Here is a 13,097-nt window from a genome sequence, read left to right as displayed (position 1 = left end):
AATGATGATAGCACCTTCAATTTTAAATATTAATAATCTAGATTTAAAAAATGATATTCAAGTAGCAGCTCAAGCAGGAATCAAAAGATTCCATATTGATATTATGGATGGACATTTTGTACCTAATTTATCTTTTGGACCACAAGTAGTAAGTGATTTTAAGAAGACTTTTCCTAAGCTTGAAGCTGAAGTACACTTAATGAGTAATAAACCAGAAATAATGGTTCCAGCTTTTGTTAAAGCGGGGGCTGATTTAATGTTGTTGCATTATGAGGCTATGGATACTGCTGAATTGAATAAATGGATTGACTACTTAAAGCAGCATCAAGTTAGAGTCGGTCTTGTACTTAATCCTGATACACCTTTAACGGTTTTACCCCCCTTTATACCAAAAATTGATCAATTATTAATTATGACAGTTTATCCTGGCTTTGGCGGGCAGAAATTTATTGCTGAATCGTGTGAAAAAATTCGTCAAGCCAAAGTCATGTTAGCAAGCAAGATTCCAGTTGAGGTCGATGGTGGAATAAATAGGCAAACTGCAAAATTAGCCCAAGAAGCTGGGGCAGAGATTTTTGTTGCGGGGTCATATTTATTTTGTCAAGAAAGTGTTGTAGCGCAAATTAACGAATTGAATAGGGTATTAAAATGAAGGCTGTTGCGTTATTAGGCGGGCCTAAATCACAGTGGCCAGCCTTTATGAAAAAACAAATTTTTGCGGCAAAAAAAAGAGACTCCCTAATAATTGGTGTTGACCGAGGGAGTATACTTTTAGCGGAATTAGGATTAGTGCCAGATTTAGCTGTGGGCGACTTTGATTCGCTTAAAAAAAATGAATTAAATATTATCGAACGATATATTCCTGACATGCGCTATTCGGTACCAGAAAAAGATTTAACTGATACTGAATTGATGTTAAAATATGCTTTTGAAGATTATCAGATAAATTTTTTAACACTTTTAGGAGCTACTGGCGGGCGTCTTGATCACTTTATGACGAACATGTTAATGATGCTAAAACCTGAGTTTAATGCCTGGGCTGAAAAAATAGAAATTATTGATCGGCAAAATCTAGTTAAATTTTATAATCCTGGTAATCATACAATAAAAAGACGGCCAGGTTATACATATTTTGGAATAGTTACCCTATCAGAAGTAAAAAATTTAAATATTAATGGCGCAAAATATAATTTATCTAGTTACTTTAATTCATACCCAATATCTTTAAGCTCAAATGAATTTGTACAACAGAATTTAGTTAATGTATCTTTCAATGAAGGCGTTGTTGCTGTGATACAGTCGAAAGATATCAACCGATTTCAGAAAATTTAAAAAACCATTTTCTATAATAATTAGACAGAAAATGGTTCTAATTTTAAAATAAAAAAACTGGCGGCAATCATTAGTCGTCAGCTTTTTTATTATACGCGAGTAACTTTACCAGACTTTAAAGTCTTAGTTGAAACCCAAACACGTTTTGGTTTACCATCAACAAGAATGCGAACTTTTTGAAGGTTTGGCTTCCATGTACGACGTGACGAATTCAATGCGTGTGAACGTGTATTACCAAAAGTGGTCTTTTTACCAGTTAAATAATCTTTTGCCATTTGCTAAACCTCCTTTATTTGTGTTTTCATACTCAATTAAGATAGCATAATTTAAAAATCATTGCAACTCTAAAAAGTATTTTTTATGAATAGGATTTTTCCTTAATACTTGATTACTATGATAAAATAGATTCATAATATCGAGAACAATGATATGGAGGATAAATATGGCTGTAAAAATCAAAACAAAAGATGGTTTGATTGATATTTCAAACGGAGTAATTGCAACTGTCGTTGGTAGCGCAGCTACATCCAACTACGGAGTTGTTGGAATGGCATCAAAGAATGCAATTCGTGATGGATTTGATGGAATTCTTAACCGTGCAAATTATAAACGTGGTGTAGTTGTCAAGTCAGAAGATAATATGATTACAGTTGATGTTTATATTATTGTAGGTTATGGATTGAAAATTTCAGAAGTAAGTCGTAATGTACAAGACAGCGTAAAATTTAACTTGAAAAATCAGCTTGGAATTGATACTAAGGCTGTTAATGTCATCGTTCAAAGTGTTAAAGTGCTTGACGAATAATTCAAGCGGAGGTTTAGGATATTGGTTTTAAAGGAAATAGATAGTAAAAAATTTAGGGATATGGTTCGTGTTGCAACCCATAGATTAGGTCGTAATGCAGAGTTTATTAACTCGTTGAATGTTTTTCCTGTACCAGATGGTGACACTGGCACAAATATGAATTTGACTATTGAAAGCGGAGCTAAAGCTGTTAGTGAAAACACTAGCTCAAGCGTTGGTAATTTGACTGAAAGTCTAGCTAAAGGTATGTTAATGGGGGCACGGGGAAATAGTGGTGTTATTTCTTCACAATTATTTAGAGGTATTTATAAAGCTACCCAGGGGATGCAGACTTTAAATGCACAAGAATTGGCTAATGCTTTTTCTAATGGTGTAGCTACAGCATATAAAGCTGTAATGAAACCAGTTGAAGGTACTATTTTAACGGTTGCTCGCGTGGCAGCTCAAGATGGTGTTAATAAAGCTAATGAAACTGATGATGTTGAAGAAGTAATGAAAGCCATTGTTGAAGGTGCAAAAAGAGCATTAAAAACAACCCCTGACTTATTACCGGTATTAAAGCAAGTAGGTGTAGTTGATTCTGGTGGTCAAGGCTTACTATTTATTTATGAGGGCTTTTTAGAAGGACTTTTAGGAGAAAGCTTTGCCGATCGCTATCAACCAGATGAAGGTGAAATGGATGAAATGATTAATGCAATGCATCATCAATCAGTTCAATCCCAGCTTTCTACTCAGGATATAGATCATGGTTATTGTACGGAAATTATGGTTGATTTAACTGCCGATATTCCTAATAAAAAAGCCTTTAATCTTGAAGAGTTTAGAAGTTATCTTTCAAAATTAGGTGATTCATTACTAGCCGTTTCAGACGATGAAGTTGCTAAAGTACATATTCATACAGAGCATCCGGGTGAAATCTTTACTTATGGTGGTCAATTTGGTCAATTAGGCAAAATAAAAATTGATAACATGCGGATACAACATGAAACAATTGTCAACAGTAATGAAGAGAATCAGGAAAGTGTTGATTTTGCTGTGATTGCAGTTGCGTCTGGAAATGGGATTAGAAAGCTGTTTGAAAGTGAAGGAGTCAACCGAATTATTTCTGGTGGACAAACAATGAATCCTTCAACTCAAGATATTATTGATGCAATTAAAAAATCTGGTGCTAAGCAAGCGATTGTATTGCCAAATAATGGCAACATTGTGATGGCAGCTAAGCAGGCAGCAGAAGTTAGTGATATTCCAGTTGGGATTGTTCCAACTAAGACGATTTCTCAAGGATTAACAGCAATGTTATCGTTTGATCAAGATGCTAGTCTTGAAGACAATATTGAAAGCATGACAATGGCACTTGAAACAGTTGTTTCTGGCGAAGTTACTCAGGCTAACCGGGATACTTGCATTAATGGGATTGATATCCATAAAGATGACTATCTTGGTATTATTGATGGTGACATTCAAGTGGCAACATTTGATTTAATTAACTCAACTGTAAATATGATTGAGAAGATGTTAAATGAAGATTCAGAAATTATTACGGTAATGTATGGCCGTGATTCTAATAAAGAGCAAGCAGATCAAATTATAGCCGCTCTTGAAGCAAAGCATGGTGACTTAGAATTTGAAGTTCATGATGGTGGTCAACCAGTGTATAATTTCTTAATTTCTGTGGAATAAAATGGATGCAAGTAAAGTATTTGCTCCCGTAACTGACTTAAAAGGAGTAGGGACAAAAACTGCTGCAATACTTGGAAGCCTTGGAATTTATAGTATTTACGATTTGCTTTTTTATTTTCCTTTTCGTTATGATGAATTACAAACAATTCCTCTTGATCAGATCATGGATGGTCAAAAAGTAATGCTAAAGGGAATCGTTGCTACGGAAGCTTTTGTAAGTAAATTTGGCTATAAAAAAAGCCGTTTGAGTTTCAAATTAATGATTGACCATGATGTTGTCATGGTCAATTTTTTTAATCAACCTTGGCTTAAAGAAAAAATTACAATTGGTCAAGAAATAGCAATATATGGTAAATATAATTTAGCCAAGCAAAGTTTGTCAGCTTTTAAATTTGTAGCAGCAAAAGCAAATGATAGCGGTATGGCACCAATTTATTCAGTTAATCGGCATCTTAGACAGAAAAAATTGACTGATTTAATTGACCTGGCTATAGCAGATTTTTTACCAGAAATAGGTGACGTGGTACCCTCTGCTATACGTAAGAAGTATCGACTATTAGATGAACAAGAGATAATAGTAAAGATGCATCATCCTAAAAATGGTAAAGAAGCTATGATTGCTAAAAGAAGTGCAATTTTTCGTGAATTTTTTATTTTTGAAATGGAACTGGCATTTTTAAATAACTTTAATGCTAAAAGTATTGGATTTGCTAAAAAATATGATTTAACTGAAGTAACAAAATTAAATAGCATGTTGCCATTTGAACTTTCGGCGGATCAAAAGCAAGTGATTAATGAGATTTTTGCTGATTTACATTCTAATCGACAAATGAATCGTTTATTACAAGGAGATGTTGGATCGGGAAAAACAATTGTTGCTGTTTATGTAATGTTTGCAGCAGTTACAGCTGGTTATCAAGTGGCTTTAATGGTACCAACAGAAATTTTGGCTACGCAACATTTTAAAAAAATTGATGAATTACTAAGTCCATTTGGGATAAAAACAGCTCTCTTAACGGGTACAACCAAAACACTGGAACGACGAGAAATATATAAGGAATTAGCTGATGGGACACTCAATATTGTGGTTGGTACCCATGCTATAATTCAAGCTAAAGTTATTTTTAAAAAATTAGGTTTAGTAATTATTGATGAGCAGCATCGCTTTGGTGTAGGTCAAAGGCAAACCTTAATTAATAAGGGTGATCGGCCAGATGTATTGACGATGACAGCTACGCCTATCCCGCGTACTCTTGCTTTAACAATATATGGGAATACCGCAATTTCTGAAATACGACATCTGCCAGCGGGCCGAAAACAAATTATTTCTGTTTGGAAAACTAGTAGTCAAATAAATGATGTGTATAAATTGATGCAGAAACAATTAAACCAGGGTTTCCAAATTTATGCAGTGACACCATTAATTACAGAATCTGAATCGTTAGATTTAAAAACTGCTGAACAACTTTTTGAGAAACTATCTCATGATTTTCCTAAACAAAAGGTAGTTTTATTACATGGACAAATGCCTGGAGCTAAAAAAGACGAAATTATGATGGCTTTTGCTGCAGGAGAAATTGATATTTTAGTAGCAACTAGTGTAATTGAAGTTGGCGTAGATGTGGCTAATGCTAATATGATGATAATCTATAATGCTGATCGCTTTGGTATGAGCCAGTTGCATCAATTACGTGGTAGGATTGGTAGAGGAAAAACTCAAAGCTATTGTGTTTTTTTAGCGGATCCGAAAACAGAAATTGGTAAGACAAGGATGCAGACAGTCTCAGCAACAACAGATGGCTTTAAACTTGCAAAGGCAGATTTGAAAATGCGGGGTGCAGGTGATTTATTTGGTAAAGCACAGTCAGGTTTACCCGAGTTTCAAGTTGGCAATGTCGTTAATAACTATGAGACACTAGTAGTGGCTCAACAAGTTGCTAAAGATGTCATAACACAGGATCCAGATTTACAACAGTCAATACATAAAAACCTCAAGCAAGTACTTGAATATAAACAATTACAGCAAGAAAGAACTTAGAAAAGATTGGTAAAAATGAAAACAATTGCAATTGATGCAATGGGCGGAGAAAATGCCCCAGAGGCAATCGTCCAAGCTGTTTTACAAGCAAAAGCTGAACTAAAGGATACAAGGTTTATTCTTTTTGGTGACGAAGAAAAAATAACTAATTTAATTGGCCAGGATAAAGAAAGAATAACAATTGTGGCAACCACTCAGGTGATTAAGGATGAAGATGAGCCGGTTAAAGCAATCCGTACTATGAAAGATTCTTCCCTAGTGGTCGCTGCACAGTATGTTAAACAAAAAAAAGCAGATGCGCTTCTTTCCTTAGGAAATACGGGCTCAATCTTAGCCTGTGGAATTTTCATTATCGGACGAATTAAGGGAGTAGCGCGACCTGGATTTATGCCGACGTTACCAGTTAAAAATTCTGATGATGGGTTCAATATGATTGATGTAGGGGCGAATGCTAAGAGTCGACCGGAGTATCTTCTTGATTGGGCAAAAATGGCTGCATATTATGCTGAAAAAATCAGAGGAATTAAAAATCCTAAAGTTGCTCTGCTGAATAATGGGGCTGAAAGTGATAAAGGTGATGACCTGCATCAACAAGCCTATGAATTATTACGTAAAAGCAATCTTAACTTTATTGGTAATATTGAAGGCAACGAGTTGTTGGACGGTAAGGCAGATGTTGTTGCAACTGATGGCTTTACTGGGAATGCAGTTCTTAAAAACATTGAAGGAACTTCAGGCGTTTTAATTCATTTGTTAAAGGATAGTCTGCTAAACAATGGACCAATCACCAAAATAGGTGCATTAATGATTAAAAATGCTTTAAAAGGACTTATATCAAAATTCGATGTTGATAAATATGGTGGGGCAGTTTTACTTGGAACAGATGCACCAGTAGTTAAAACGCATGGTCGGTCTGATAAGCGTGCAGTTTATTATACGATTAAGCAAATAGATAAGATTTTAAGTGAAAAAATAATTGATCAATTTAGACAGGAATTTGATCATAAAAAATAATTTAAAGTTAGGGTAAAAAGGAGAAAATGATGACTGAAGAAGAAATTTTTATCAAAATTCGTGATATTTTAGCTGATAACTTAGAGGTTGATAAAGATAAGATCACCTTAAATACTGATTTTACTAATGATCTTGATGCTGATTCTATAGACTTAGTTGAGTTTATTTTGCAATTAGAAGATGAGTTTGGCTCAGAAATTTCTGATGAGGATGCAGAAAAAATCAAAACTGTTGGTGATGCAGTCAATTACATTACTTCTCATCAAAAATAATTTTAAAAAAGTCGTCTTGTAATTTGCATGTAGTCGATTTAATGTATATAATTAGAAATTAAATAAATTTATTAAATATCTTTAATAAATTCTTTGAAAATTTGAGAGGGGAAATGACCTTTGGAAAAACAAAGTGATCTCTTGCTAGACATCCAGCATTTGCATACTGCTTACCGTTTACAAGGAAAATTTTATGATGCTGCTGATGATATTAATATAACATTGAAGCGTGATGAGATTTTATCAGTTGTAGGTGAATCTGGTTGTGGTAAGAGTACAATTGCTGCAAGTATTATTGGTTTATATGACCATAAAAATACAAAAGTAACTGGCGATATTATGTACAATGAATTAAATCTTGTAGGTTTGAATGAATCCTTATTTGATAAGATTCGAGGAAATAAAATTGGAATGATTTTTCAAGATCCGCTTGCAAGTCTTAATCCGTTAATGAGAGTTGGAGACCAAGTAGCTGAAACACTCTATTATCATACTGATATGAATGAACAAGAGCGGCACAATCGTGTAATTGAGTTGTTCAATCAAGTAGGAATGCCAAAACCAGAGTCAACTTATGCTATGTATCCCTTTGAGCTTTCAGGAGGTTTGCGTCAGCGAATTGTTATTGCGATGGCAATTGCCTGCAAACCAGAAGTAATTATTGCTGATGAGCCAACAACTGCTTTAGACGTTACTATCCAAGCCCAAATTTTAGATTTACTAGAAGATATTCAGCGTCAATCTCATTCTGGTATTATCCTAATTACACATGACTTAGGTGTTGTTGCCGAAACAGCTGACCAAGTTGCTGTCATGTATGCTGGACAGGTAGTCGAAAAAGCAGATGTAAAAACTATTTTTGAAAATCCTTTACATCCTTATACTCGTTCTCTTTTGAATTCAATGCCGCAATCTGAAGATGAAGATGAAGATTTACATGTTATTCAAGGAACAGTTCCATCATTACAAAATATGCCTCATGAAGGTGATCGCTTTGCCGCAAGAATTCCTTGGATTCCTGCAAGTGCTCATGAACAAGAGCCAATAATGCATGAAGTTGAACCTAATCACTGGGTGAGATGTACTTGCTGGAAAACGTTCCACTTTCAAGATGAAGTAGGTGGGGAGTAGTTTTATGGCTAAAGAAATTATTCAAGTTAAGAATTTAAAGGTTCATTATCCGATTAGATCAGGTTTTTGGAATCGTATAACAGATTATGTTCGTGCTGTTGATGATGTAAGTCTTACAATTAACGAAGGTGAAACATACGGTTTAATTGGTGAATCCGGTTCAGGTAAATCAACTACTGGTAAAGCAATTGTTGGTGTTGAACCAGTTACTAGTGGACAAATTATTTATAAAGATGTTGATGTGACAAAGCCAAGTAATCGGCGTAAACTTAACTACAATAAAGATGTTCAAATGATCTTTCAAGATTCAATGTCAAGTTTGAATCCACGAAAAAGAATTGAAGATATTATTGCCGAGCCAATTCGCAATTTTGAAAATCTGACTACTGATCAAGAACGTACTCGAGTACAAGAGTTATTAGATATTGTTGGGATGCCTAGTGATGCAATTTATAAGTTTCCACATGAATTTTCGGGCGGTCAAAGACAAAGAATTGGTGTTGCGCGCGCAGTTGCAACTAATCCAAGATTAATTGTTGCGGATGAACCAACTAGTGCCTTAGACTTATCGGTTCAAGCTCAAGTATTGAACTTTATGAAGCATATTCAGCAACAATATAACATTGCTTATTTATTTATTTCACACGATCTGGGTGTTGTTAAGCATATGTCTGAAAATTTAGCAATTATGCACCGTGGACGTTTGGTAGAGATTGGCAGTAGAGCAGATATTTATAATCATCCAATGCACATTTATACCAAGCGACTATTATCGGCAATTCCAATGGTTGATGTTGAAAACAGAATAAAACATAAAAAGCATCGGCAAGAAGTTGAATTGGAATTTCAAAACGATCAAAGTAAGTGGTATGACAAAAATGGTTGTGTCTATCCTTTACAACAAGTTTCTGGTAATCACTGGGTAGCCTTGCCTAAAGATGAAGTAATACAAGAAGAATTAAATGAAAAGGGGAGAGACTAATCATGTGGAAAACAGTCTTAAGACGTATATTAATCATGATCCCGCAATTGATCATTTTGAGTATTTTAGTCTTCTTCTTGGCTAAAATGATGCCCGGTGACCCGTTTAGTGGACAAATAAATCCTAATACGGATCCCAAGCAGCTTGCCGCTTTAAAGCAAGCAGCAGGCTTAAATGATCCAGCTCCAGTACAATATGCTCGTTGGGTGGGTAACTTGTTCAAGGGTGATATGGGTACCAGCTATATCCAGCATGTTCCTGTAACGTCACTAATTGCTGATCGAGCTGTAAATACATTTTGGCTATCACTATTAACGACAATTATTTGTTATGCAATATCTATTCCTTTAGGTGTGACTGCTGGCCGTCATCAAGATGAGTGGCAAGATCAAACAGTTCAAATTTTTAACTATATAACTTTTGCTGTGCCAGCGTTTGTATTTTTCATTTTAGGAATTTGGTTGTTTGGTTTTACTTTGGGTTGGTTCCCTATTTCAGGTTCAGTCTCACCAAATGCTTCAGGATTTTGGGGCACTTTGGGTAGTCAACTGTATCATATCCTCTTACCAGCAATTTTATCAGCATTAATTACTACGACCTCGATTGTGCAATACCTTAGAACTGGTATTGTCGACAATAAAGTTGAAGATTATGTTCGTACAGCACACAGTAAAGGTGTTCCGGATAATGTTGTTTTTAATAAACATATTTTGCGTAACTCATTACTACCAATTGCATCTTCATTCGGTACAGTAATTACTGGGTTATTGAGTGGCTCAATGGTGGTTGAAATGGTTTTCAGTTACCCAGGAATGGGAAAATTATTCCTAGATTCGATTGGTCAGCGTGATTATACTACTTTAACGGCATTAATTTTAATTTTTGGTACTTTAACTTTACTTGGTAATTTATTGTCCGATATCATTATGAGTATTGTTGATCCAAGAATAAGAATTAAGTAAGGAGGAAGAGGAATGTCTGACAAGAAAAAGAATGCTTCAAAAACAGAAGTAAAAAAAGCAAAAATTTCTTCTCCTGCCTCAAGTTTTAAAGTGGTTGTGCGGGAAATTGTTAAAGACAAAGTTGCTTTAACTGCATTTATTATTATTGTTTTAATTTTGTTGTTTACTTTTGGTGGATCTTTATTCTTAGATTCTAGCAAAGTTACTGAGATTAACATTATCGATGCCTATAACGGTTGGGGAGTTAATGGTCACTTATTTGGTACAGATGATGGTGGCCGTGACATTGTTAATCTCTTAATTATGGGTGGCCGCAATTCAATTTTAATTGGACTCGGTGTTACTGCTGTCTGTGAACTAGTGGGGTTAGTGGTTGGATTAGTATCTGGCTATTATGGTGGTTATATTGATGCCATTATTATGAGAATTGTTGACTTTGTGCAAGTTTTACCGAGAATGCCAATTGAAATTGTTTTAGTTACAGTTATTCCGCATTACAGTGCGTGGAGTTTGGTTTGGATTATTTCGGTATTTGGATGGACCAATACTGCAAGATATTTTAGGGCCTTTGTTTTATCACAACGCGATCGCGACTATGTTCTTGCATCTAAGACTTCTGGTTCATCAGATCTAAAAATTATGTTTCGTGAAGTATTACCGAATATTACGTCAATGTTAATTATTGATGTCGTGTTAACAATTGCTGGTAATATCGGTATTGAAACTACTTTGTCATTTATTGGTTATGGTTTACCACCAACAACGCCTTCTCTAGGAACTTTAATTGGTTTTGCCAACGATCCGGTTAATGTCGTTAACCGTCCTTGGTTGTGGTTACCAGCTACTGTTATGTTATTAGCAATATCATTAAGCATTAACTATGTAGGTCGAGCACTCCAACGTGCAGGTGACGCAAGACAAAGAGAAAATTAAATAAACTATAAAAAGCTTTGCTTTGGCAAGGCTTTTTTATATTGATTTTTATAGTGAAACCTGTGATTAGTCAGTTATTGGGCGCTGTGTTAGAATATAAACAATGTCTTATTATAACAAATATAAAAAATTATAATTAGCCAGACTAGATAGGAGTTCTATAATATGTACAAAACAAGAATTATTAGCTTTACAGGTCTCATCGCAACTGTTGCCTTAACCTTAGCTGCGTGTGGCAAAAGTGATAGTAATTCTATCAATAATGAAAATGCAAAGCTAGTAAGTAAATTTCCGCAAGCTGTTCCAGTTAAAAAAACCAGGCAAGGCGGTACGGTAAAATATGCAGTAGAAACTGATACACCATTTACAGGAATTTTTTCTGATGAGCTTTCTACAACTTCAATTGATGGTGCTGTAGCAGCACCAGGTGAAGAAGCACTATTTGATACAGATAACAATTTTAAAATTACTGATAAAGGGCCAGCAACTCTAAAAATTAACCGCACGGCTAAAACAATAACGATTACGGTCAAAGAAGGGGTTAAATGGTCAGACGGTAAGCAGGTTAATGCCAAAGATATAGAATACCCTTACGAGATTTTAGCCAATAAAAAAACTAAGTCACAAAGATATAGTAGTCAATTTGAAGAAATCATTGGTATGAAGGAATATCATGAAGGCAAGGCTAATACAATTTCAGGAATTGAAATGCCTGATGGTGATAATGGACGTACAGTGATAATTCACTTTAAAGCGTTGAAGCCAGGAATGTTATATAGCGGAAATGGATATTTTTGGGAAAGTGCTGCCCCTTATCACTATTTAAAAAATATTGCATTTGATAAATTACAATCGGCTGATGAAATTAGAAAAAAACCATTATTTTTTGGTCCATTTCAAGTTCAAAAAATTGTTCGGGGGGAAGCAGTAACTTGGGTGCCTAATAAATATTACTGGCGCGGTAAACCAAAGCTAGATAAAATTACCGCTCAAGTAATTTCACCTAACTCAACTTCAGAAGCAATTAAAAATCAAAAGTTTGATGTAGCACAAGTAATTAATTCACAATGGAATCAAGTAAAGGATACAAAGGGAGTTAACTTTGTAGCGCAAATTCCACTTTCATATAATTATTTGGGTTTTAAAGTTGGTAAGTGGGATAATAAGGAGGGCAAAAATGTCATGAATTCACAGGCAAAAATGAATAATAAGTCTTTACGTCAAGCAATGGCTTTTGCTATGAACATTGGTTCTGTTGATCAACAATATACCTCGGGATTAAGTTTTCCTATTCCTACTCTTATTCCGCAACAATTTGGTGATTATTTTAATAAAAATTCTCAAAAATATGATTATAATCTTAAAAAGGCAAATACTCTATTAGATAAAGCTGGTTATAAAAAGAAGGGTAAATGGCGAGTTCAGCCTAATGGTAAACCATTAACAATTCATCTTTTAGCAAAGACAGGAAGTTCTGTTCAAGAACCAACAATCCAAAACTATCTCCAACAGTGGCAAAAGATTGGCTTAAATGTCAAATTAGTGAGTGGCAGACTAACTGAATTTAATTCATTTTCTGATAAAATTCAAAATGATGATCCAGAAGTAGATGTTTTTATAGCCGGCTGGAGTTTAGCAAGTGAACCATCACCTGCCTCCTTATACGGTGAATCTTCGCCAATGAATTATACGCGATTTGTTACTTCAGAAAACAATAAACTACTAAACCAAATTGATTCTGAAAAGTCATTTAATCATGAATATCGTGTTCAAAAAATTCATGAATGGCAAGATTATATGAATAATCAGGCTTACGTAGTTCCAATGGATAATTCATACATACTAACAGCTGTTAATCAAAAATTGACAGGTTATTCAACTAAGCCAGTCGATAATTCAAATGGGCACCAATTATGGGGCAAAGTTGGCTTTAGTAAATAAAAATATG

13 protein-coding genes are annotated in these 13,097 nt (G+C 34.7%); 12 read left to right on the top strand and 1 reads right to left on the bottom strand.

The window, feature by feature from the left end; all coding sequences use genetic code 11:
* Position 1: 1 nt before the first annotated feature.
* Both rpe and F5ESL0233_RS04850 read left to right on the top strand, forming a co-directional pair.
* Positions 2 to 652, top strand: coding sequence for a ribulose-phosphate 3-epimerase (gene rpe / locus F5ESL0233_RS04855; RefSeq protein WP_122059019.1), 651 nt, complete (start codon positions 2 to 4; stop codon positions 650 to 652).
* Positions 649 to 1,332: a thiamine diphosphokinase gene (locus F5ESL0233_RS04850; RefSeq protein WP_122059017.1), complete on the top strand. Its 684-nt coding sequence runs from the start codon at positions 649 to 651 to the stop codon at positions 1,330 to 1,332. Before rpe ends, F5ESL0233_RS04850 begins: the two co-directional genes overlap by 4 nt.
* An 89-nt stretch (positions 1,333 to 1,421) precedes the next feature.
* On the opposite strand, the gene rpmB is transcribed toward F5ESL0233_RS04850, so the two are convergent.
* Complete coding sequence (gene rpmB, locus F5ESL0233_RS04845) at positions 1,422 to 1,607, bottom strand: 50S ribosomal protein L28 (protein ID WP_090092744.1); 186 nt, start codon at positions 1,605 to 1,607, stop codon at positions 1,422 to 1,424.
* 167 nt (positions 1,608 to 1,774) lie between these two features.
* Here rpmB and F5ESL0233_RS04840 point away from each other — a divergent pair, with 167 nt between their 5' ends.
* The 10 genes from F5ESL0233_RS04840 (at position 1,775) to F5ESL0233_RS04795 (ending at position 13,090) form a co-directional block, all read left to right on the top strand.
* Positions 1,775 to 2,137 carry an Asp23/Gls24 family envelope stress response protein gene (locus F5ESL0233_RS04840; RefSeq protein WP_090092743.1) on the top strand — a complete coding sequence of 121 codons (363 nt, stop codon included), beginning with the start codon at positions 1,775 to 1,777 and terminating at the stop codon, positions 2,135 to 2,137.
* A 21-nt stretch (positions 2,138 to 2,158) separates the two neighbouring features.
* Positions 2,159 to 3,817, top strand: a complete 1,659-nt coding sequence (locus tag F5ESL0233_RS04835) for a DAK2 domain-containing protein (RefSeq protein ID WP_122059015.1) — start codon at positions 2,159 to 2,161, stop codon at positions 3,815 to 3,817.
* 1 nt (position 3,818) lies between these two features.
* Positions 3,819 to 5,855 carry an ATP-dependent DNA helicase RecG gene (recG, locus tag F5ESL0233_RS04830; protein ID WP_122059014.1) on the top strand — a complete coding sequence of 679 codons (2,037 nt, stop codon included), beginning with the start codon at positions 3,819 to 3,821 and terminating at the stop codon, positions 5,853 to 5,855.
* 15 nt (positions 5,856 to 5,870) lie between these two features.
* The gene (gene plsX / locus F5ESL0233_RS04825) at positions 5,871 to 6,869 is read left to right on the top strand and encodes a phosphate acyltransferase PlsX (RefSeq protein ID WP_122059012.1); all 999 of its coding nucleotides are present in this window, start codon (positions 5,871 to 5,873) and stop codon (positions 6,867 to 6,869) included.
* A gap of 29 nt (positions 6,870 to 6,898) precedes the next feature.
* Positions 6,899 to 7,141: an acyl carrier protein gene (gene acpP / locus F5ESL0233_RS04820; protein ID WP_122021881.1), complete on the top strand. Its 243-nt coding sequence runs from the start codon at positions 6,899 to 6,901 to the stop codon at positions 7,139 to 7,141.
* 120 nt (positions 7,142 to 7,261) lie between these two features.
* Positions 7,262 to 8,272: an ABC transporter ATP-binding protein gene (locus F5ESL0233_RS04815; protein ID WP_090092736.1), complete on the top strand. Its 1,011-nt coding sequence runs from the start codon at positions 7,262 to 7,264 to the stop codon at positions 8,270 to 8,272.
* A gap of 4 nt (positions 8,273 to 8,276) precedes the next feature.
* Positions 8,277 to 9,254: an ABC transporter ATP-binding protein gene (locus F5ESL0233_RS04810; RefSeq protein ID WP_090092734.1), complete on the top strand. Its 978-nt coding sequence runs from the start codon at positions 8,277 to 8,279 to the stop codon at positions 9,252 to 9,254.
* A 2-nt stretch (positions 9,255 to 9,256) separates the two neighbouring features.
* Positions 9,257 to 10,216 carry an oligopeptide ABC transporter permease gene (gene opp4B / locus F5ESL0233_RS04805; protein ID WP_090092732.1) on the top strand — a complete coding sequence of 320 codons (960 nt, stop codon included), beginning with the start codon at positions 9,257 to 9,259 and terminating at the stop codon, positions 10,214 to 10,216.
* 12 nt (positions 10,217 to 10,228) lie between these two features.
* The gene (locus F5ESL0233_RS04800) at positions 10,229 to 11,149 is read left to right on the top strand and encodes an ABC transporter permease (RefSeq protein ID WP_090092731.1); all 921 of its coding nucleotides are present in this window, start codon (positions 10,229 to 10,231) and stop codon (positions 11,147 to 11,149) included.
* Between the two features lie 165 nt (positions 11,150 to 11,314).
* Positions 11,315 to 13,090: an oligopeptide ABC transporter substrate-binding protein gene (locus F5ESL0233_RS04795; RefSeq protein ID WP_122059010.1), complete on the top strand. Its 1,776-nt coding sequence runs from the start codon at positions 11,315 to 11,317 to the stop codon at positions 13,088 to 13,090.
* The last annotated feature ends 7 nt before the right edge of the window (positions 13,091 to 13,097 follow it).

The organism is Lactobacillus sp. ESL0233 (genome assembly GCF_003692995.1).
GTDB classification, from domain to species: Bacteria; Bacillota; Bacilli; order Lactobacillales; family Lactobacillaceae; genus Lactobacillus; species Lactobacillus bombicola.
The sequence above is the reverse complement of the archived record's forward strand: the minus strand, read 5'-3'. Positions and strand labels throughout refer to the sequence as shown.

Coding starts and splice junctions, on each gene's coding strand:
- plsX (WP_122059012.1), top strand. CDS start 5,871: ATGAAAACAATTGCAATTGATGCAATGGGCGGAGAAAATGCCCCAGAG.
- F5ESL0233_RS04810 (WP_090092734.1), top strand. CDS start 8,277: ATGGCTAAAGAAATTATTCAAGTTAAGAATTTAAAGGTTCATTATCCG.
- rpmB (WP_090092744.1), bottom strand. CDS start 1,607: ATGGCAAAAGATTATTTAACTGGTAAAAAGACCACTTTTGGTAATACA.
- F5ESL0233_RS04850 (WP_122059017.1), top strand. CDS start 649: ATGAAGGCTGTTGCGTTATTAGGCGGGCCTAAATCACAGTGGCCAGCC.
- F5ESL0233_RS04795 (WP_122059010.1), top strand. CDS start 11,315: ATGTACAAAACAAGAATTATTAGCTTTACAGGTCTCATCGCAACTGTT.
- recG (WP_122059014.1), top strand. CDS start 3,819: ATGGATGCAAGTAAAGTATTTGCTCCCGTAACTGACTTAAAAGGAGTA.
- rpe (WP_122059019.1), top strand. CDS start 2: ATGATGATAGCACCTTCAATTTTAAATATTAATAATCTAGATTTAAAA.
- F5ESL0233_RS04840 (WP_090092743.1), top strand. CDS start 1,775: ATGGCTGTAAAAATCAAAACAAAAGATGGTTTGATTGATATTTCAAAC.
- acpP (WP_122021881.1), top strand. CDS start 6,899: ATGACTGAAGAAGAAATTTTTATCAAAATTCGTGATATTTTAGCTGAT.
- opp4B (WP_090092732.1), top strand. CDS start 9,257: ATGTGGAAAACAGTCTTAAGACGTATATTAATCATGATCCCGCAATTG.
- F5ESL0233_RS04800 (WP_090092731.1), top strand. CDS start 10,229: ATGTCTGACAAGAAAAAGAATGCTTCAAAAACAGAAGTAAAAAAAGCA.